Origin of the sequence: Paraburkholderia hiiakae, from assembly GCF_904848665.1 — a bacterium.
Classification (GTDB): Bacteria; Pseudomonadota; Gammaproteobacteria; order Burkholderiales; family Burkholderiaceae; genus Paraburkholderia; species Paraburkholderia hiiakae.
In genome coordinates this window covers 33225-53717 of record NZ_CAJHCQ010000026.1, presented here as the reverse complement: position 1 = coordinate 53717, position 20493 = coordinate 33225, and the positions used below count along the sequence as shown (strand labels likewise).

Genomic DNA, 20493 nt, shown 5'->3' with positions numbered 1-20493 from the left:
GCTATGTCCCGATTTCGCATTGAACCTGTTGTCTTCGTCGTGGGTCTCGCCGCCGTGTGCTGGATCGGCGCCGGCTACGCGGTCACCAACCCGCTTGCGAGCGCCGTCACGCTGCTGATCGGCGCGTGCTATGTCGCGGGCGCCTGGGAGCTCTATCGCTTTCAGCAGGCCACGACCACGCTCGCCCAGGCGCTCGCGCAGCTGAACGCGCCGCCCGCGCGCCTCGCCGGCTGGCTCGATACGTTGCATCCGGGCCTGCGCAACGTGGTGCGCGCGCGTATCGAAGGCGAGCGCGCGGCCCTGCCGGGCCCGGCGCTCGCGCCCTACCTCACGGGCCTGCTCGTGCTGCTCGGCATGCTCGGCACGCTGCTCGGCATGGTCGTCACGCTCAAGGGCACGGGCGCGGCGCTGGAAAGCGCCACCGACCTCGATGCCATCCGCGCCTCGCTCGCCGCGCCTGTGAACGGCCTCGGCTTCGCGTTCGGGACCTCCATCGCGGGTGTGGCCACCTCCGCCATGCTCGGCCTGCTCTCCGCGCTGTGCCGCCGTGAGCGCATCGAGGCCGCGCAGCAGCTCGACGTCAAGATCGCGACGACGCTGCGCGCCTTCTCGCCGGCCCATCAGCGCGAAGCCTCGTTCAAGCTGCTGCAGCGCCAGGCCGACGCCATGCCCGCGCTGGTCGACAAGCTGGGCGCGCTGATGACGCTGATCGAGCGCCAGGGCGCCGCGCAGCACGAACAGCAGATCGCGACGCAACAGGCCTTCGCCGCGAACGCGGAAGCCGCCTGGAGCCGCCTGGCGGCTTCGGTGGGCCAGTCGCTCAAGTCGAGCGCCGCCGAAAGCGCACGCGCCGCGGGCGCGGCGCTGCAGCCCGTGGTGGAAGCGACCATGACGGGCCTCGCGCGCGAATCGGCGTCGATGCAGGGTGCGCTCACGCAGGCGGTGCAGCAGCAGCTCGAAGGGCTCGCAAGCGGCTTCGAGGCATCGACGGCGAACGTCGCCGAGATCTGGAACCGCGCGCTCGCGCAACACCGCCAGACCAACGAGGCGCTTGCCGCCGACCTGGGCGGCGCGCTGGAGCACTTCAACGCAAGCTTCGAGCAACGTGCCGCGGGGCTGCTCGACGGCGTGTCGACGCGCTTCGAGCGTGCATCGGGAACGATGTCGCAGGCTTGGCAGGCGGCGCTCGAACAGCATGAGCGCGCCGGCGAAAAGCTCGCTGCGGGCAACCAGCAGGCGCTCGCCACGGCGGCGGCAACGTTCGAACAGCACTCGGCGTCGCTGCTGCGTGCGGTCGACGAGTCCCATGCGGACTTGCAGACGAAGCTAGGCGCGCGCGACGAAGTGCGGCTCGCAAGCTGGGCCGAAGCGCTCGCGACAGTGGCCGCCACGCTGCGCACGCAGTGGGAAGCCACGAGCGCGGTTTCGGCGCAGCGTCAGCAGGAAATCTGCGCGACGCTCGCGCAAACCGCGAACGATATCGCCGCACAATCGCAGCAGCATGCGAGCAAAACGATTGCCGAAATCGATCGTCTTGTTGATGCCGCTTCGGAAGCGCCGAAGGCTGCCGCGAACCTGCATGCGGAAATTTCAGCGCGCGACGATCAACGCATCGAAACGTGGACTGCATCGCTCGCGACGATGGCCGACGGGCTGCGTAAAGCGTGGGAAGAAACGAGCGCTGCCACCGCGCAGCGTCAGCAGGACATCTGCGCGACGCTCGCGCAAACCGCGAACGATATCGCCGCCCAGTCGCAGCAGCATGCGAGCAAGACGATTGCCGAAATCGATCGTCTCGTTGATGCCGCTTCGCAAGCGCCGAAGGCTGCCGCGGACCTGCATGCGGAAATTTCAGCGCGCGACGATCAACGCATCGAAGCATGGACTGCATCGCTCGCGACGATGGCCGCCGGACTGCGCAAAGCGTGGGAAGAAACGAGCGCCGCCACCGCGCAGCGTCAGCAGGAAGTCTGCGCGACGCTCACGCAACACGCGAACGACATCGCCGCACAATCACAGCAGCACGCAACGAATACGATCGCCGAGATCGATCGTTTGGTACAAGCCGCGGCAGAAGCGCCGAAGGCCGCCGCGAGCCTCCACACGGAAATCTCCTCGCGCGACGAGCAACGTCTCGAAGCATGGACTGCAACGCTAGCCACGATGAGCGCCGCATTGCGCGAGCAATGGGAAGCAACGAGCGCGGCCACCGCGCAGCGCCAGCAGGAAATCTGCGAAACGCTCGCTCAGACCGCCAGCGACATCACCGCGCAATCGCAGGCCCATAACGCCAGCACGATCGCGGAAATCGGCAGCCTCGTGCAGGCGGCGTCGGTCGCCCCGCAGGCCGCGGCCGAAGTCGTCGGCGAACTGCGCCAGAAGCTCTCGGACAGCATGGTCCGTGACACCGCGATGCTCGACGAGCGCAATCGCCTGCTCGCCACACTCGAAACGCTGCTCGACGCCGTGAACCGCGCCTCCACCGAGCAGCGCTCGGCGATCGACGCGCTCGTCTCCACGTCGTCGGATCTGCTTGAGCGTGTGGGCGGCCAGTTCAGCGCGAACGTCGAAGCGGGCAGCGGCAAGCTGGGCGCGATCGCCGCGCAGGTGAGCGGCAGCGCCGTCGAAGTGGCGAGCCTTGGCGATGCGTTCGGCGCGGCCGTGACCGTGTTCGGCGAATCGAACGACAAGCTCGTGGCGCATCTGGAGCGCATCGAGGCCGCGCTCGACAAGTCGCTCGCGCGCAGCGACGACCAGCTCGCCTACTACGTGGCGCAGGCGCGTGAAGTCATCGATCTGAGCATGCTGTCGCAGAAGCAGATCGTCGAGAACCTGCAGCAGCTCGCCAGCCAGCGCGCCACCGCCGGAGTGGATGCGGCATGAACGACGAAATCGACGGCGGCGCGGCCCCCGCCGCGCCGGTCTGGCCCGCGTTCGCCGACCTGATGTCGGTGCTGCTGGGCGCGTTCCTGCTGATCCTCGTCGGCGTGGTCGGCATGCAGCTGGAACTGTCGAGCCGGCTCGCGAACGAGGTGAAACAACGCAAGGCCGAAACCGAGCGCCGCAAGACGCTCGAAGAAGCGCTCGCGGGCCCGCTCGCGGCGGGGCGCGTGACGCTCGTGAACGGCCGCATCGGCATTAGCGGCAGCGTGCTGTTCGCGCTGAACTCGGATCAGTTGACGCCGCAGGGCCGCGATCTGCTCAAGAGCCTCGCCGGGCCGCTCACGGCGTACCTGAAGAGCCGCGATGAAATCCTGATGGTGAGCGGTTTCGCCGACGACCAGCAGGTGCACGCAGGCAACCGCCGCTTCGCCGACAACTGGGAGCTTTCGGCCGAACGCGCGCTGACGGTCACGCGCTCGTTCATCGACGCGGGCGTTCCCGCGTCGTCGGTGTTCGCGGCCGCGTTCGGCTCCGAACAGCCAGTGAGCGCCAACACCGACGAGACCGGCCGCGCGAAGAACCGCCGCGTGGAGATCGCGCCGGTGCCGCGGCCGACCGTCGGCGAGGCCAAGCATGGTCAATGATGGGCTCCCGCAGTCCGCCCCTGACGCACGCGCCCTGCTCGACGCCTGGCGGGCCCGTGGCGCGGACCAGCTCGACCCGGTGCGCTTTCATTTCATCGAGGCGCTGGAGCGCCGCGCGGCCGCACATGCGGGCGACGCGCGACGGCTCATCGACGCGCGACTCGCGCAATTGCTCAACGCCTTCGCCGACGACCTCGCGCGCGAGGCATCGAAAATCACGCACGGGCTCAGCGACGATACGCAGAGAAGCGAACTGGGCCGCCTCGTCGATTCGCTCGCGCGCGCGGAGCCGGCACAACCGGCAACGCGGGTGCGGCACGAGCCGGACCCGGAGCTGGTGGAATACTTCCGGCAAACGTGGTCGCGCGTGCGCTCCGAAAAGCAGTTGCGGCAGTCGCTGGACCAGGTGCCCAGAAACGCCGGGCCGCTCAATTCGAGCAGCCTCGTCCATCGCGCGCTCTCGCTCATGCGCGAGCTGTCGCCGGGGTATCTGCAGCAATTTCTCGCCTATGCCGATGCGCTTTCGTGGCTTGAGCAGTTGAATGCGAGTGTGGCGGTTGCGGCGCCGGTGAAGGAAGCGCCGCGTGCTTCGTCAGCGAAGAAAGGGGCGCGCAAGGCGCGTTAGCGCCCTCACCCCGCCTTGCGCCGCGCCCTCACCGCCTGCGCCAATCCATCGAGCACCGGCGCCGTCTGCGCCCAGCTGATGCACGCATCGGTGATCGATACGCCGCGCTTGAGCGGCACGCCCGGCTTCTGGTCCTGGCGCCCCTCTTCGAGATGGCTCTCGATCATCACGCCGATAATGCGCTTGTCGCCACCCGCGAGTTGCTCGCCGATATCGCGCGCCACGTCGATCTGACGCTGATGCGCCTTGTTCGAGTTCGCGTGCGAGCAGTCGATCATGACCTGCTCGCGCAGCCCCGCCTTCGCAAGCGATGCGCAGCACGCCGCCACGGAAGCCGCGTCGTAGTTCGGCCCGCTCTTGCCGCCGCGCAGGATCACGTGGCAGTCGTCGTTGCCGCGCGTTTCGAAGATCGCGGCCATGCCCATCTTCGTCATGCCCATGAACGCGTGGCTCGCGCGCGCCGCCACGATGGCGTCGCTCGCTACTTGCACGCCGCCGTCGGTCCCGTTCTTGAAGCCGATCGGGCATGAGAGGCCGGAAGCCAGCTGCCGGTGGCTCTGGCTTTCGGTCGTACGCGCGCCGATCGCGCCCCACGCCACGAGGTCGGCGATGAATTGCGGGCTCAGCAGATCGAGGAATTCCGTGGCCGTGGGCAGGCCGAGCGCGTTGATGTCGAGCAGGAGCTGACGCGCCGCGCGCAAGCCCTCGTTGATGCGGAAGCTGCCATCCAGACGCGGGTCGTTGATATAGCCCTTCCAGCCCACCGTGGTGCGCGGCTTCTCGAAGTACACGCGCATGACGACCAGCAGATCGTCCTTGAGCGTGTCGGCCTTCGCCTTGAGGAGCCGCGCGTATTCGATAGCCTGATCGTGGTCGTGGATCGAGCACGGCCCCACCACCACGACGAGCCGGTCGTCGCGCTGCGCGAGCACTTCGGCGATCTCGCCGCGGCTCGTTTCAACGAGCGTTTGCGTTTCCTGCGGCACCGGCAGCTCGTCGAGCAGCAGCGCGGGCGAAATGAGCGGACGCACGGCGCCGATGCGGGTGTCGTCGATGCGGGTCGTGTCCTGGGTGGCGTCGGCCACGCCGACTTCCTGGTCGTGCTGCGGATTGTCGATACGGCTCAAGATGTTCTCCAACTGCGCCTTTGACGCGCGCATCATGCATGTGTGGGGGATGAATGCGCGATTATCGCATCCGGCGCGCCAGCGGCATCCCAAAACGTCATCCTGAAACGAAACGAGGCGGCCCGAAGACCGCCTCGCATGAGGACCATTGCACCGCGCGCGTCGATTCAGCGCGCCGTGCCTCCCATCGGATACCCCTTGCCCGCGAGGCGCCGCGCGATGCGCACGAGCGCAAACCACTGCTGCGCGAGCAACCCTTCGCCATAGTTGGCGCCCTGGCCGTGCGGCGCGGGCAACTGGTCGCGAATGCCGGTGGGCTCATGCGCCTTGTTCCACGACGCCGTGCGGAACATCACGTCCCACCACGGAAACAGCACGCCGAAGTTGCAGCCATAGCGTGTGCCTTCGTGGCCGTAGCCGATCGCATGATGGCGCCGATGAAACGCCGGGCTCACCACGATGCGCTCGAGCAGCCAGCCCAGGTCGAGCCGCGCATTCACGTGTTGCACGCTCTGCATGAAGTTGCTCACGGCCACGAGCACGACGAATTGCGAGGGCGGCACGCCGATAAAGAGCGAGATGCCCGCAAAGAACGCAGCCTGAACGATGTCGTCGAGGAAATGGTTGCGATCGTCGCACCACAGCGACATCTGCTGCTGGCTGTGATGCACGGCGTGCAGTTCCCACCACACCCCGAAACGATGCTGCCAGCGGTGATACCAGTAGCCCGCGAAGTCGAGCACGACGAGATAGATCAGGAACGACACGAGCGGCTTGTCGGTCACGCCGGGCCAGAGGCTATCCACGTCGATGTTCGGCACGTTGTGAATCGCTATCAGGCTCTGCCAGTGATTGAACAAGGGCGTGAGCAAAAAGAAGAACGCGATGTTCAGAATGCCGAGCTTCGCGATCCACGTGTACCAAACGTCGGCGCGCAACGCCCGGCGATCGCCCCAGTCTTCCGCGGGACGCAGGGCTTCGAGCGGGCGCAGCAGCAGATACGAGGCGCAGATCTGCAGCACGCCCACGATCACCCAGTAGAGTGCGTCGTAGGTGTCCTCGTCGTAGCCCATCAGGCCGATCTTGTAGAAGATCGGCTGCACCACGTCCACGTAGACGAGCGTCTGCAGCCACGAAACGAGGTTATCGGCCTGCGAAAGCAGCGTATCGAGCATCGAGACTCCCCAATCAATCCGGGTTCGGCGCGTACACCGGCGCGCTGTTCGCAAAGTAGATGCCGTGCGGCGAGCGGCCCACTGCGATCGTATCGATCAGCTTGCGCGTGGTCAGATCGATGACGCCCACGTGCTTCGCGAAGCGGAACGTCACCCAAAGGTAACGCTTGTCTGCCGAAAGCTCCATGTCGTCGGGACCGGGACGCAGGCCCGTGATGTCGGCAACCTTGGTGAGCGTCGTGTAGTCGAGAATGCTGATCGTGCTCTCCACGCGATTGGACACGGCGATATGTTTGCCATCGTCCAGATTGCGGAAGTTATGCGCGCCGCGTCCAGTCTGGATCTTTTTCACGACCGTGCGGTTGTGCCAGTCGACCACGGCCACGTTGTCCTCGCCCGTCATGCCGACGAGCAGATACTTGTCGCCGGGCGTCATCCACAAGCCCGCGGGCGTGTTGCCCACTTGCAGCTTCCAGAGCACCGTTTGCGTCGGCAGATCGATCGCGGCCACTTCGCCCGTGTCCTGCAGCGTGACGAACGCCGTTTTGTTGTCGGAGGCGAACGTGATGTGGCTCGGCGTTTTCGCAAGCGGAATGCGCTTGGCGATCGTGAGGTTCTGGCCGTCGTAGTGGTAGACGTCCACGCGGTCGAGACGCAGACCTGCCGTCACGAACCATTTGCGGTCGGGCGAGAAGCCGAGCTGATACGGATCTTCAATGCCTTCCAGGCGGCGCTGTATCTGCCCCGTATGCGGGTCGAGGAACAGCAGGTCGTTCGACACCGAATCGGCGACGATGAGCGACTTGCCATCGGGCGTGATCATCAGGTGATGCGGCTCCTTGCCCGTGGGCTCGGTGCCGACCACGGTGCGGCTCGCCTCGTCGATGAGCGAGAGCTTCGCCTCGCCCGAGTCGAGCACGATGACCTTGTCGTCGGCGTGGGCGAGCGCGCCCCACGCGAGGCCGCCCAACAGCAGCGCAGTCGCGAACGGTTTTTTCATACGGACCGGTGTATGCGAAAAGATCGGGAATTCAGGCATTTCGTAAGGGAAAGAGAGCAGCGAAGGCGCGCCGCGCCGGTTTGTGCTGAGATAGCGCCAAGGCAGGCGCGCGGATTGCCTGCTTAACGCATGACGGCCCGATTCCGATGACGCCTGTGCAACGCATTTGCCTAATTTGCCGCATTTGCCGCATTTGCAATTGCTTCGCGCGAGGGTCATGGCGATGGGCTGCGCATACAGACTCTTTCTCGTGCGAGAAGTTGCATGGATCATCGCGCCCGCGACGACCGCGCTGGTAGCGCGGACACAAGCATACGCGCGCCTGGCGGCCTCACCCGCAGCACGGCCGCCGCGGTGCGCGAAGCGCTGGAAGGACGCCGCCGCGGCGTCGCCCTTCTGCTGCCGCTTGCGGGTCCGGCCGTGGTCATTTCCGTCGCCTATATCGACCCCGGCAATATCGCGACCAACATTCAGGCCGGCGCGCGCTACGGCTACGCGCTGCTGTGGGTCGTGCTGCTCGCCAACGTCATCGCCATGCTGTTCCAGGGGCTTTCCGCGAAGCTCGGCATCGCCACGGGGCGCAATCTCGCCGAACTGTGCCGCGACAGCCTGCCCGCGCCGCTCGTGTGGCTCATGTGGATCGTGAGCGAAATCGCCGCAATGGCCACCGACCTCGCCGAGTTCCTCGGCGGCGCGATCGGCCTTGCGCTTCTCTTTCATCTACCGCTGCTCGCGGGCATGGCGGTGAGCGCCGTCGTCACCTACGCGCTCTTGTTCCTCGAGCGCGCGGGCTTCCGGCCGCTCGAACTCCTGATCGGCGCGCTCGTGGGCGTGATCGGCATTTGCTATGTTCTGGAGCTTTTCATCACGCCGATCGCGTGGCCGAGCCTGCTGCGCCAGCTCGCCACGCCACGCCTGCCCGACACGCAAGCCGTGACGATCGCGGTAGGCATCATCGGCGCAACGGTCATGCCGCATGCGCTTTTTCTGCATTCGGGGCTCACCCAGGCGCGCGTGCTCGCGCGCAACGACGCCGAGCGCAAGCGCCTCGTGAAGTTTTCTAACGTCGAGGTCGTGGTCATGCTTTCGCTGGCCGGGCTCATCAACATGGCGATGGTGGTGATGGCTTCCGGCGCGTTCCATCAGGGCTATGCCGATGTCGCCGAAATCGAAACGGCCTACCGCACGCTTGCCCCGCTGCTGGGCGCGGCGGCCGCCAGCATCTTCCTCGTCTCGCTGATCGCCTCCGGCATTTCGAGTTCCGTAGTGGGCACGCTCGCGGGGCAGATGATCATGCAAGGCTTCGTGAATTTTCGAATTCCGCTTTGGCTGCGCCGCGCGGTGACGATGGTGCCGAGCTTCGTCGTGGTGGCCATGGGCGTGAACGCCACAGAGGCGCTCGTCATGAGTCAGGTCGTGCTGAGCCTCGCCCTTCCGTTCCCGATGGCCGCGCTCGTGTGGTTCACGTGCCGCCGCGACGTGATGGGGCCCCATCGTAATCGCGCGCTCACGGCGGCGGGAGCCGTGGCCGGCGCGGTCGCGGTGCTCTCCCTCAATCTCGCGTTGGTGCTCGCGACCTTCGGCGTGACGGTGCCTGGGCTCGGTTAAGGATCAGCCGACTGCCACGCGATGCATGGATGAACGGCCGGTCGGTTTATCGCCGAAGCAGTCTCGCGCAACGCCTCGTTCGCGCCATGCGTGCAAACTCGCGCGAAACCATGCACCATTAGCGTTTTCGCCGCGCCCCGCTCTTGCGACGGGCGCGGGTTCTGCAACCGCGCGCCAACGGTCTAACGGTCGTGCCCAACATCGTTACCCGAGCGCGCGTCACCTCCGACCTGCCATGACGAATCAGCCTGCCCAAGCCTTGCCCGAACAGCCCGTCGACATGATCATTTTCGGCGGCGGAGGCGACCTGGCCGCGCGCAAACTGCTGCCCGCGCTCTACATGGCGCACCTGCACGGCAACCTGCCGCCGGAAACGCGCATCATCGCCGTGGGCCGCAAGAACTGGACGATCGACGACTATCGCAAGTTCATGGAAGAGCAGTCGCGTCCGTTCATCGACGCGAAAGCGTTCGACGCGCAAGCGTGGGACCGCTATCTGAACCTGTTCCAGTACGTGATCATCGACGTGAACGATCCCGCCACTTACGCGCACCTGAAGACGGCGTCGCGCGAGCATGCGCTGCGTGTGTTCTATCTCTCCACGTCGCCCGAACTGTTCACGACGATTTGCGACAACCTCTCGGCAGGCGGTCTCCTCGACAGCAGTTCGCGCGTCGTGCTCGAAAAGCCGCTCGGCCACGATCTCGCCTCGGCGCAGGAGATCAACGAGTCGGTGGGCCGGCATTTCGGGGAATCGCAGATCTACCGGATCGACCACTATCTGGGCAAGGAGACGGTGCAGAACCTGATGGTGCTGCGCTTCGGCAATCCGATCTTCGGGCCGCTGTGGCAGGCGCCGTACATCCGCAGCGTGCAGATCACGGTGGCGGAAACCGTGGGTGTGGGCAGCCGCGCGGGCTTCTACGATCACACGGGCGCGCTGCGCGACATGGTGCAGAACCACCTGCTGCAGCTGCTATGCATCGTGGCGATGGAGCCGCCCGTTTCGCTCGACCCGGATGCCGTGCGCGACGAAAAGCTCAAGGTGCTGCGCTCGCTGCGCCCCATGTCGCTCGCCGACATCGCGCGCGACACCGTGCGCGGCCAGTATGCGGCGGGCGCCGTGGACGGCCAGCCGGTGAGGGGCTATCTGGAAGAAGAAAACGTGCCGACCGACAGCAAGAACGAAACCTTCGTTGCCTTGCGCGCGCACATCAATAACTGGCGCTGGGCCAACGTGCCGTTCTTCCTGCGCACGGGCAAGCGCTTGCAGAAGCGCCAGTCGGAAATCGTGATCGAATTCGCAGACCTGCCGTTCTCGATCTTCCCGAGCGGCCCGCGCCATTACGGCAACCGTCTCGTGATCCAGCTTCAGCCGGAAGAGTCGATCCAGTTGCAGATGCTCGCGAAGGAACCGGGCAGCGGCATGAACATGCTGCCCGTGAGCCTGAATCTCGACCTGCAGCAGGCCATTCCCGAGCGCCGCGCCGAAGCCTACGAGCGTTTGCTGATCGACGTGATCCGCGGCCGTCTCACGCACTTCATGCGCCGCGACGAGCTGGAAGCCGCATGGACGTGGGTCGAGCCGATTCTCAACGGCTGGAAGGAACTGAACGATCGCCCGCGCACCTACACGGCGGGCACGTTCGGGCCGGCGGCATCGTCGGCGCTGCTCGCGCGGGAAAACATGTCGTGGGCCGAAGAGATGTGATGTGAAGCACGCGAGCGCCGCGTCCTATGCGCGGCGTTCGCAGCACGGCGTTACTGGTCGCCCTGATCAGGACGAAAAAGATCGAAGCCGGCGAACACGATCACACCGCTCAGCGCGATCAACGGCACCGAATGGCGCCCGAGAAAAAGAACCGCGGCCGCAAGCCAGGTTGAAATACAGAAAGCGCCGATGCGCCGCATGATGCCACTCCTACTCGTTAATGCCCTTGCTTTAAGGCCCGACCGCCGCGCATAGCGCGGGCCCCACTGCTTCAGCCCAACGTCGCGCGCGCCGTGCGCAGACGCGACACCGTATCGACAAATGCCTCGCCGCCCAGCGTACGCTTCAGGCGGCTCGCGACCGTCGCGCTCGCGGCATTGAGCGCCTCGCGAATCGCAATGGCCTGCGCCGTGGGCACGATCGCCACTTCGCGACCGTCGCCCTCCGTGCGCTGGCGCTCGACATAGCCGCGCGACTCGAGACCGTCGAGCACGCGCGTGGCCGTGGGCCGCGCGATGGAAAGCAGATCCGCCAGTTCGCGCTGCGGCGAACCGGGACGCTCCAGCACGGCGCGCAACATGAAACCCTGCGGTGGCGTGAGCTCGAAGCGCTCGAAGGCTTCCGCCCATTCGCGCTCGAGGCGCCGCGCGAGCGCCGTGGTGTTGAAGTAAAGGCAATGTTCAAACATGCGCACAGGATAATCCAATATAGTTAGCTATGCAACGATATGCACGTGTCCCGCATGCTCGACCTCTGATAAATCAAACACGCAGCGACGGAAATAGAACGATCGGACGAATATGAAGTGCATCCGCTATGATGCGAAGACGCCGCAATCGCGTGGCCGTGCCTGGCCGTCGTCGACAACACTCACGGAGACATCGATGCAAATGCGCTGTTACTGCGTTATCCATCACGGCAAGCCGCTCGAACTGGTCGAGCGCGACGTGCCCGAACCGAAGGGCACCGAAGTATTGCTGCGCGTGAAGGCCGCTGGCCTGTGCCACTCCGATCTGCACATCTGGGAAGGCTATTACGATCTGGGCGGCGGCAAGAAGCTCTCGCTCGCCGACCGCGGCATCAAGCTGCCGCTCACGCCGAGCCATGAAATCTGCGGCGAAGTCGTGGCGCTCGGCCCCGATGCGCAGGCCGCGGCAGAGGCGCTCGCAGCAGGCACGTCGGCAGTCGTGCATCCGTGGATCGGCTGCGGCGAATGCGCGGCCTGCCAACGCGGCGAGGAGAACATCTGCGCGAAGCCGCAGTCGCTCGGCGTGCTGCGCGACGGCGGCTTTGCCGACTACGTGATCGTGCCGCATCCGCGTTATCTCGTGGATCTCGCCGGCCTCGATCCCGTGAAGGCCGCGCCGCTCGCCTGCGCGGGCGTGACGACGTATTCGGCGGTGAAGAAGTTCGGCACGCGCATCCACGAAGGCCCCGTGGTTGTGATCGGCGCGGGCGGCCTCGGCATGATGGCCCTCGAAGTGCTCAAGGCGATGGGCGCGCATGGCGCGATCGTCGTTGACGTGGACCCCGCCAAGCGCGAAGCCGCGCTTGCGGCCGGTGCGCTCGCGGCCATCGACGCGCGCGAGGATGACGCCGTGCAGCAGATCGTCGCGGCAACGGGCGGCGGCGCACGCGCGGTGCTCGACCTCGTGGGCGCGACGCCCACCGTCAAGCTCGCGCTCGACTCGTGCGCGCGCGGCGGCCACGTGGTGATCGTCGGCCTGATGGGCGGCGACCTCACACTCTCGCTGCCCATCATCCCGATGCGGCCGCTGAAGATCGAGGGCAGCTACGTGGGCACGCTGCCCGAGTTGCGCGAACTCGTGACGCTGATGCGCGAAGGCAAGATGCAGCCCTCGCCGGTCTCCACGCGGCCGCTCACGGAAATCAACGAGGCGTTCGAAGCGCTCGTGCAGGGCAAGGTGGTCGGGCGGCAGGTGCTGGTGCCCTGATGACGTTGCGCAAGCGGCCGCCGTTCATGACGCTCGCTTGCATGCCAACGTGTCGCGAACGGCGTCAAACGCCCGACTCGACCGCGTCTTCCCGCACATGCCGCGAGCCCGGCCGCTTCAAGCCGAGATGCTCGCGCAGCGTGCGCCCCTCGTACTCGCTGCGAAAGAGTCCACGCCGTCGCAATTCGGGCAACACGAGTTCGACGAAATCGGTCAGCGAATCGGGCAGCAGCGCGGGCATGACGTTGTAGCCGTCCGCGCCGTAGTTCACGAAACGCTCTTCCAGCGCATCGGCAATCTGCCCTGGCGTCCCAACCACTTGCCAGTGTCCGCGCGCGCCCGCAACGCGCAGGTACAACTCGCGCAGCGTCAGGTTTTCGCGCCGCGCGAGCGTCAGCGTGAGCGCCTGGCGGCTCTTGCTCGCATTGGTTTCCGGCAGATCGGGAATCGGCCCGTCGAGCGGGTAGCCCGATAGGTCGAAGCCGCCCGTCAACGTGGACACCATGGCCAGCCCCACCGCCGGATCGATCAACGCCTGCAGCGCCTCGAACTTCTCGCGCGCCTCGGCCTCGGTGCGCCCGACTATCGGCATCACCCCCGGCATGATCTTCAGATCGCCCGGGTCGCGCCCGTATTGCGCCATGCGGCCTTTCACGTCGGCGTAGAACGCCACGGCGTCTTCCAGCCTCTGCTGCGCGGTGAAGATCACCTCGGCCGTGCGCGCGGCCAGCGCACGGCCGGCCTCCGAAGAGCCCGCCTGCACGACCACGGGTCGTCCCTGCGGCGCGCGCGCCACGTTCAGCGGCCCGCGCACCTTGAAGAATTCGCCACGATGCGCGAGCACATGGCGCTTCTCAGGATCGAAGAAGCGGCCAGCGGCTTTGTCGTGCAGGAAAGCGTCGTCGTCCCAACTGTCCCACAGCCCTTCCACGACGTCGGCGAATTCGGCGGCGCGCTCGTAGCGCGTGGCATGCGCGAGATGCTCGTCGAAGCCGAAGTTGCGCGCCTCGTGCTCGCTCGACGACGTGACGAGATTCCAGCCTGCGCGCCCGCCGCTGATGTGATCGAGCGAAGCGAACTTGCGCGCGATGTGATACGGCTCATTGAAGGTCGTGGAAGCCGTGCCAACGAGGCCGATGTGATCCGTGACCGCCGCGAGCGCCGAAAGCAGCGTGATCGGCTCGAACTGCGCGACGTAGCTGTGCGCGGTGCGGCTCAGGAAGTCGACGTTGTCGCCGCGTGTGCCCGACCCGTCCGCGAGAAAGACCAGGTCGAACTTCGCGGCTTCGGCGATGCGCGCCAGTTCGACGTAATGGCGAAAATCGCTGCCCGCGTTGGCATTCGCATGCGGGTGCCGCCATGCCGCGATATGGTGGCCAGTGGGATAGAGAAAAGCGCCGAGGCGCAGATGACCGCGCCGTGCTCCAGCAGATAGGCTCATGGTGACAGGCGTTGCGCGCGAGAAAAAAGATCCGGCTCATTCTCTTGCTCGCGGCCGCCTGGCGCCACGAAGAAATCGCCACATCGATATGCCTGCGCGCGCAAAACGGCGCGCCTTACGGCGCACCCACGCCCCCATCCCTCTGCAAGCGCTCTGCAAGCCTTGCCCGGCCGGCACGCTTCATCGGTTGAATAACGGCAACGTATGCGCTCAGTTCGCGCCGTTGCTTCAGCGCGAGCTATCGTAAGCTCGACACTGTCCCATTGTTCGTGTCGCCCCGGCGCCGCGCACCGGCCCCGACGATTTCCACTGTGACCATGACGACGCCCCTCGCGCCCGCCCTCGACGATCTCCTGCGCGAAGCCAATGCGCTGTGCGAAACCCACCGCTTCGCCGATGCGCTCGCCTTGCTCGACCCGCACATCGGCCAGCCGCCCGACGACGCCGCGCTCGTTCCCGCACTCCATCTCCTGGCCCTCAGTGCAATGGGCACGGGCGACGCGGCGCGCGCCCAGGCGCTCTGGATGCGCTGCCTCGCGGCGAAGGCCGACTTCGCGCAGGCGTACAGCGGGCTCGCCGCGCTCTTTGCGGCGCTCGGGGTACTCGATCAAGCCCAGGCGCTCTATGAACGGCTGCTGAGCCTTACGCCCGCCGACGCCGACGCACGCAGCAACCTGGGCGTCGTCCTGCAGCGCCAGGCCCGGCATGCTGAAGCTGAAGCCGCGTTTCGCACCGTGCTCGCACAATGTCCCAATCACGCCGATGCGCACTACAACCTCGGCTTGCTGATGCAGGGACAGGGCCGCCGCGCCGAAGCCGAAGTCGCGTTTCGCGCCGCCATCGCCGCGAACGCGCGCCACGCGAAAGCGCATAACGGTCTCGGCACGCTGCTGCAAGAGCAGGCGCGCGGCGACGAAGCCGCCGAGGCCTTTCGCCAGGCGCTGCTGATCCAGCCGCAGTATCCGGAGGCGCTCAACAATCTCGCCACGCTGCTCAAGGCGTCCGGCAAACTCGCGGAAGCCGAACTCGCGGTGCGCCTCGCGCTGCAGATTCGCCCCACTTTCGTGGATGCGCTCAACAACCTGGGTTGCGTGCTCACCGACCTCAAGCGCGTGCCCGAAGCGGAAGCCGCCTTTCGCCAGGTGCTCGTGCTCGCGCCGAACCACGCCGAGGCGCACTACAACCTCGGCGTCGCGCTGCATACGCTCGAGCGGCTACCCGAGGCCGAAGCGGCGTATCGCGAGGCGCTGCGCCGCCTGCCGGGCCGCGTGGAGGCCTATAACAATCTCGCCTGCGTGCTGACGGCGCTCGGGCGCCGCGGCGAAGCGCTCGACGTGCTCCACGAAGCCGTGGCCGTACGGCCCGATTTCGCCGAGGCGCACTTCAATATCGCGAGTCTGGTCAAGGAATACGGCAGGCTCGACGAGGCCGAGGCCGGCTACCGCCGCGCGCTTGCTGCGAACCCCGACTACGGCGATGCGAAATTCCGCCTCGCCACGCTGCTCATCAGCATGGGCCGCTTCGAGGAAGGCTTCGCGCGCTACGAGTGCCGCTATACGATGCCCGGCTTCGTGCATCACGCGACGCAACGTCTGCTGCAGTGCCCGGCCTGGCGGGGCGAGCCGCTCGCTGGCAAGTCGCTGTTGCTGTGGCAGGAAGACGGCCTCGGCGACATGCTGCAGTTCGGGCGCTATGCGCGCGTGCTCAAGGCGCAAGGCGCGGCGCACGTCGCGTTCGCCTGCCAGCCGCCCCTGCACCGGCTCTTTCGCGGCGTGGATGGCATCGACGCCGTGATCGACCATGAAGCCGGCGCGGCAGTGGCCGCCCAGTTCGACTGCTGGGTGAGCCCGATCAGCGTGCCCCACCATCTCGGCACGACGCTTCAGACGATCCCCGCGCCGCTCGCCTATACGCCCGAGCCTGCGCTCGTCGAACACTGGGGCGCGCGCCTCGCCACGCTCGCGCCGGGGCCGCGCATCGGCATCGTCTGGAAGGGCAACCCGAAGCATTTCAACGACGCACATCGCTCGCTGCCAACGCTTGCCGCGCTCGCTCCGCTCTGGAACCTGCCCGGGGTGCAGTTCGTGAGCCTGCAAAAAGGTCAGGGCGAAGACGAAGCGCAGCATCCGCCTGCGAGCCTGCCGCTGCTGCACCTCGGCAGCGACGTGGGCGATTTCGTCGATACCGCGGCGATCATCGCGCAACTCGATCTCGTGATTTGCGTGGATACGTCCACCGCGCATCTGGCGGCGTCGCTCGGCAAGCCGTGCTGGGTGCTGCTGCCGCAGTACGACCTGGACTGGCGCTGGATGCACGAGCGCGAAGATTCGCCGTGGTATCCAGGCACGATGCGCCTGTTCCGCCAGCGCATGAACGAAGCGTGGAGCGCCGTTGTGGAGCGCGTGCGCGCGGCGTGCGCGGAGCGCTTGTGCATTTAAAACGCGCTGGAAAATTCGGGCGATGAGAAAGGCGCTCACGCGCCTCAATCCCAGATGTTGCGGAACGCCACGGCGGCGATCACCGGCACGCACATCACGAGCGGAATGGCGAAGTACGGAATCTCCAGATCGACAACCCACTTGTAGACGATCCAGCCGATACCCAGCGCGAGCGTGAGCACGCCCACGAGCGCGGTGAGGGTGTTTAGCAGCCACGTGGGCGGCTGCTTGCGCGCGGGTTTATTTTCGGGTGACGGGTTCATGGCGGCGGTGACGAAAAGCGAAAACGTCGATGCGGACTGCGCATGTCGCGTATTTTACCCCGCAGCACGTCTTCAGCCTAAGCCTGGCGCAGCGGCCACATTACCTCGCAGGTAATCGATTCCTTGCCCGGCGCGCCCTATTCTCGCAAGCGTTGGCCCACCCTTTCACGCACACGAGACCTGCCATGACCGCCTACGCCATTGCCCATCTGCGCGACGTCGAGCCTTGCCCCGCCATCGTCGAATACCTGGAGAAGATCGACGCCACGCTTGCCCCTTTCGGCGGCCGCTTCATCATTCACGGCGGGCGCGTGGAGCGACTCGAGGGCAAGTTTTCCGGCGATCTCATCATGATCGAGTTCGCGAGCCGCGATGTCGCGCGCGCATGGTATCGCTCAAGCAGCTATCAGGCGATCCTGCCGCTGCGCGCGGAGCACTCGCGCGGCGAAGTGTTCCTGATCGATCAGGTCGAGATGCCGCATCGCGCGACCGATGTGTTGCGTCCCGCTCACGAAAACGGCTCCACAAAGTGAAAGCATTTCGTTAGCCACTAATCGGCGGCGAATGATTTTCGCGCAGCACGTTTGCATAGGAAATTCGTCGCTCGCAAACGTTTTCGCGCGGCTTCACAATTCTTTCTTCATCGACGGCGAAACTGTGCGCGACTCATCCCCACAGAACGGATGCGCACATGAGAATACGCCTTCCCAACCGCGCGTCGACGACCCTGTCGACCGCGGCGATTGTTGTACTCGCAACCATCATGCTCGATGCATGCGGCCCGGGCTACGGCTCGTCGGCGGCTTCGTCGACGCCGGATGCATCGGAAAGCCAGAACGCCGCAACGGCAGCGCAATCGCCATTGGCAAATAGCGCGCGGATAACGCCGTTGCCAACGCCCGACACGAACACGTCGGCGAACGCTTCGGTGAACGCTTCGACAAACGCTTCGGCGAACCCGAGCGCCATACCCGCATATGGCGCGAACGCGGCACCCGCCGCGAACACCACGAGCGATCCCGCGCAAGGCGCGCAGGCCAGCATCGCCGCCGACAGCGACCAGGTCACGCCGGTCATGAGCTACGCGCCTGGCGACAGCGCGCAGACCCAGGCCAGCAACGGCAACGACTCCAGCAGTTCAGCAACGTCCAGCCATTGAAGCACTGCACCCTGTGTGCACCTGTGCCAGCACACCGTCGGGCACGACACTCCAACCTCAAGCAGAAAGGTGAACAACAATGACGTCAACCAGCCGTCGCCGTTTCCTGCAGACCGTCGCGCAGTCGGGCGCCGCCGCCGCAGCGATGACCGTTCTTCCCGAATCGATCCGCAACGCGCTGGCCATTCCGGCCAACTCGCGCACGGGCACGATCCGCGATGTCGAGCACATCGTCGTGTTCATGCAGGAGAACCGTTCGTTCGATCACTACTTCGGCCATATGCGCGGCGTCCGCGGCTATAACGACCGTCTGCCGATTCCGCTGCCGGGCGGCCTGCCGGTGTGGTATCAGCCTTCGAAGGAAGATGCCACGAAGCCGGTGCTGCCGTTCCACCTCGACACGTTCAAGACGAGCGCGCAATGCGTGGGTGACCTCGACCACTCGTGGTACCCGACTCAGTACGCGATCAACAACGGTTTGTACAACCAGTGGCCGCAGTACAAGACCGACATGACGATGGGCTATTACCTGCGCGCGGACATTCCGTTCCACTACGCGCTGGCCGATGCGTTCACGGTGTGCGACCAGTACTTCTGCTCGCTGCCGGGGCCCACGCACCCGAACCGTTCGTATCTCATGACCGGCATGGTCGATCCGACCGGCACGATGGGCGGCCCGCTGCTCGACAACAACGACTTCGTGGACGGCGACGTGCCGCCCACCTACCAGTTGCTTTCGTGGACGACCTACCCCGAGCGCCTGCAGGCCGCCGGCATCTCCTGGCAGATCTATCAGCAGGGCACGAACGGCAACGACCCGCTGAACGGCAACTACGGCACGAACATCCTGCAGAATTTCGCGAACTTCATCAACGCGCAGCCCGGCTCGGCGCTCTACCAGCGCGCGCAAACGGTGCGCACCATCGCCGACCTGAAAAACGACGTACTCCAGAACAATTTGCCGCAAGTCTCGTGGCTGCTGCCGCCCGCGGCGTTCTCGGAGCACCCGAAGTACACGCCGGCCTATGGTGCGGAATACACCTCGCAGATCATCGAAGCACTGACGTCGAACCCCGACGTGTGGAGCAAGACCGTGCTCTTCATCATGTATGACGAGAACGACGGCTTCTTCGACCATATCGTGCCGCCGCAGCCGCCCACGACGTCCACGCAGGGCAAGTCGACGGTGAGCGTGGACGGCGAGATCCACAACGTGGTCAACCCGCTGCGCGGCGGCAAGTACACCGCCGACGGCCTGCCCTACGGCCTCGGACCGCGCGTGCCGATGACGGTCGTCTCGCCGTGGACCAAAGGCGGTTTCGTCTGCTCGCAGGTGTTCGACCACACTTCCGTGATCCGCTTCATCGAAGCGCGATTCGGCGTGCAGGAGCCCAACATCACGGCATGGCGCCGCGCGGTGTGCGGCGACCTCACCACGTGCTTTGACTTCCGCACGCCCGACGCCACGATGCCCTCGCTGCCGGATACGAGCAACTACATGACGCTCGCCGACAACCAGTGCTCGGCCAACTCGGCGCCCACGGTGCCGGCCACGCCGCTGCCGATCGACGCGCAGGAACCGGGCGTGCGCTACGCGCGCGCGCTGCCCTACGAGCTTCATGTAAACGCGAAGCCCGACGCGCGGAACAACACGCTTTCGATCACGTTCGCGAACACGGGCCGCCAGGGCGCGCACTTCTATGTGTACGGCACGAACCGCAGCGACGGCCCGTGGCGTTACACGGTGGAAGCCGGCAAGGCGCTCGACGACACGTGGGATCTGAGCGTGACGAACGGCGTCTACGCGTTCGAGGTGCATGGCCCGAACGGCTTCGTGCGCCGCTTCGCGGGCACGGCCGCGCAATCGGGTCCGGGCAAGTCCGGCCGCGCGCCGGCGCCTGATGTGACTGCGCACTACGACGTGGCCAACGGCAACCTCTTCCTCAAGTTCACGAACTCGGGGACTAGCGTCGCGCACCTCAACGTGACCGACAACGCCTATGGCGCACACGAGCGCAACGTGGTTGTACCGGCGGGCGGGCGCATCGAGGAACCCTGGATCCTCGCTGCGAGCCATCACTGGTACGACCTCACGGTCACGAGCCGCGACGATGCGACGTTCGCCTGGCGCTTCGCCGGACACATCGAGAACGGCCGGCCGAGCATCAGCGACCCCGCGGCCGTCGCACCGGTCACGAAGCTGAGCTGAGCCCAACGCAAGTCACAGCCTTACGATTTCGTTTCTGTTTCCCTATTCGCGGCGCCTTCGGGCGCCGCTTTTTTTTGCCCGTCTGCCCAGGTATTGCGGTTGGGCCGCCCCGCCCGAAACGCATAAAAGCACGGTAAGCGCAAGGAATCGCACTTCAAGGTGCGGCGATTTCACAACCTTACGGGCGGCTTTATGCTTTTTATTGTAGATGCGAATCATTTGCATTACTATTTGCGACGCTTTCGGGTCGATTAC

17 protein-coding genes are annotated in these 20493 nt (G+C 65.9%); 9 read left to right on the top strand and 8 right to left on the bottom strand.

All coding sequences use genetic code 11. The features are described 5' to 3' along the window. Positions 1–3 precede the first annotated feature (3 nt). The 3 genes from JMY28_RS33700 to JMY28_RS33690 are packed head-to-tail and all read left to right on the top strand — an operon-like array spanning position 4 to position 4152. On the top strand, positions 4–2883 hold the full coding sequence (locus JMY28_RS33700; RefSeq protein WP_201700209.1) for a DUF802 domain-containing protein: 2880 nt from the start codon (positions 4–6) through the stop codon (positions 2881–2883). Next, positions 2880–3527 carry an OmpA family protein gene (locus JMY28_RS33695; RefSeq protein ID WP_201700208.1) on the top strand — a complete coding sequence of 216 codons (648 nt, stop codon included), beginning with the start codon at positions 2880–2882 and terminating at the stop codon, positions 3525–3527. The genes JMY28_RS33700 and JMY28_RS33695 overlap by 4 nt, the downstream gene beginning before the upstream one ends. Next, positions 3517–4152, top strand: a complete 636-nt coding sequence (locus tag JMY28_RS33690; RefSeq protein WP_201700207.1) for a DUF2894 domain-containing protein — start codon at positions 3517–3519, stop codon at positions 4150–4152. Before JMY28_RS33695 ends, JMY28_RS33690 begins: the two co-directional genes overlap by 11 nt. 5 nt (positions 4153–4157) lie before the next feature. Here JMY28_RS33690 and JMY28_RS33685 read toward each other — a convergent pair whose 3' ends face one another. From JMY28_RS33685 to JMY28_RS33675, 3 genes are all read right to left on the bottom strand, one after another. Then, positions 4158–5279, bottom strand: coding sequence for a 3-deoxy-7-phosphoheptulonate synthase (locus tag JMY28_RS33685; RefSeq protein WP_236597166.1), 1122 nt, complete (start codon positions 5277–5279; stop codon positions 4158–4160). Between the two features lie 167 nt (positions 5280–5446). Further along, positions 5447–6454: a sterol desaturase family protein gene (locus JMY28_RS33680; protein ID WP_201700206.1), complete on the bottom strand. Its 1008-nt coding sequence runs from the start codon at positions 6452–6454 to the stop codon at positions 5447–5449. Positions 6455–6467: 13 nt separating this feature from the next. Next, positions 6468–7454 (bottom strand): YVTN family beta-propeller repeat protein, encoded by a 987-nt coding sequence (locus tag JMY28_RS33675; protein ID WP_201700205.1) that lies wholly within the window; start codon positions 7452–7454, stop codon positions 6468–6470. A gap of 264 nt (positions 7455–7718) precedes the next feature. Here JMY28_RS33675 and JMY28_RS33670 point away from each other — a divergent pair, with 264 nt between their 5' ends. Together JMY28_RS33670 and zwf are read left to right on the top strand one after the other, a co-directional pair. After that, positions 7719–9062: an Nramp family divalent metal transporter gene (locus tag JMY28_RS33670; protein WP_201700204.1), complete on the top strand. Its 1344-nt coding sequence runs from the start codon at positions 7719–7721 to the stop codon at positions 9060–9062. A gap of 235 nt (positions 9063–9297) precedes the next feature. Then, positions 9298–10773, top strand: a complete 1476-nt coding sequence (zwf, locus tag JMY28_RS33665) for a glucose-6-phosphate dehydrogenase (RefSeq protein ID WP_201700203.1) — start codon at positions 9298–9300, stop codon at positions 10771–10773. A 50-nt stretch (positions 10774–10823) separates the two neighbouring features. On the opposite strand, the gene JMY28_RS33660 is transcribed toward zwf, so the two are convergent. Both JMY28_RS33660 and JMY28_RS33655 read right to left on the bottom strand, forming a co-directional pair. Then, positions 10824–10973 (bottom strand): hypothetical protein, encoded by a 150-nt coding sequence (locus JMY28_RS33660; protein WP_201700202.1) that lies wholly within the window; start codon positions 10971–10973, stop codon positions 10824–10826. Positions 10974–11044: 71 nt separating this feature from the next. Further along, the gene (locus JMY28_RS33655; RefSeq protein WP_201700269.1) at positions 11045–11461 is read right to left on the bottom strand and encodes a MarR family winged helix-turn-helix transcriptional regulator; all 417 of its coding nucleotides are present in this window, start codon (positions 11459–11461) and stop codon (positions 11045–11047) included. 202 nt (positions 11462–11663) lie between these two features. Here JMY28_RS33655 and JMY28_RS33650 point away from each other — a divergent pair, with 202 nt between their 5' ends. Further along, positions 11664–12728 carry an alcohol dehydrogenase gene (locus JMY28_RS33650; protein ID WP_201700268.1) on the top strand — a complete coding sequence of 355 codons (1065 nt, stop codon included), beginning with the start codon at positions 11664–11666 and terminating at the stop codon, positions 12726–12728. 64 nt (positions 12729–12792) lie between these two features. On the opposite strand, the gene JMY28_RS33645 is transcribed toward JMY28_RS33650, so the two are convergent. Continuing rightward, on the bottom strand, positions 12793–14169 hold the full coding sequence (locus JMY28_RS33645) for an LLM class flavin-dependent oxidoreductase (RefSeq protein ID WP_201700201.1): 1377 nt from the start codon (positions 14167–14169) through the stop codon (positions 12793–12795). Positions 14170–14486: 317 nt separating this feature from the next. Between JMY28_RS33645 and JMY28_RS33640 the strand changes: the two genes are divergently transcribed. Beyond that, a complete protein-coding gene (locus JMY28_RS33640) occupies positions 14487–16607 on the top strand; it encodes a tetratricopeptide repeat protein (protein ID WP_201700200.1) in 2121 nt (706 codons plus the stop codon). A 44-nt stretch (positions 16608–16651) separates the two neighbouring features. Here the strand turns inward: JMY28_RS33640 and JMY28_RS33635 are convergent, their stop codons facing one another. Then, positions 16652–16870 (bottom strand): hypothetical protein, encoded by a 219-nt coding sequence (locus JMY28_RS33635; RefSeq protein WP_028206128.1) that lies wholly within the window; start codon positions 16868–16870, stop codon positions 16652–16654. A gap of 185 nt (positions 16871–17055) precedes the next feature. Here JMY28_RS33635 and JMY28_RS33630 point away from each other — a divergent pair, with 185 nt between their 5' ends. Next, entirely contained in the window at positions 17056–17403 is a 348-nt protein-coding gene (locus JMY28_RS33630) for a DUF1330 domain-containing protein (RefSeq protein WP_201700199.1), read from the top strand. A 253-nt stretch (positions 17404–17656) separates the two neighbouring features. On the opposite strand, the gene JMY28_RS33625 is transcribed toward JMY28_RS33630, so the two are convergent. Next, positions 17657–17947: a hypothetical protein gene (locus tag JMY28_RS33625; protein ID WP_201700198.1), complete on the bottom strand. Its 291-nt coding sequence runs from the start codon at positions 17945–17947 to the stop codon at positions 17657–17659. 161 nt (positions 17948–18108) lie between these two features. Here JMY28_RS33625 and JMY28_RS33620 point away from each other — a divergent pair, with 161 nt between their 5' ends. Then, positions 18109–20238 carry a phosphocholine-specific phospholipase C gene (locus JMY28_RS33620; protein ID WP_201700197.1) on the top strand — a complete coding sequence of 710 codons (2130 nt, stop codon included), beginning with the start codon at positions 18109–18111 and terminating at the stop codon, positions 20236–20238. Positions 20239–20493: the final 255 nt, after the last annotated feature.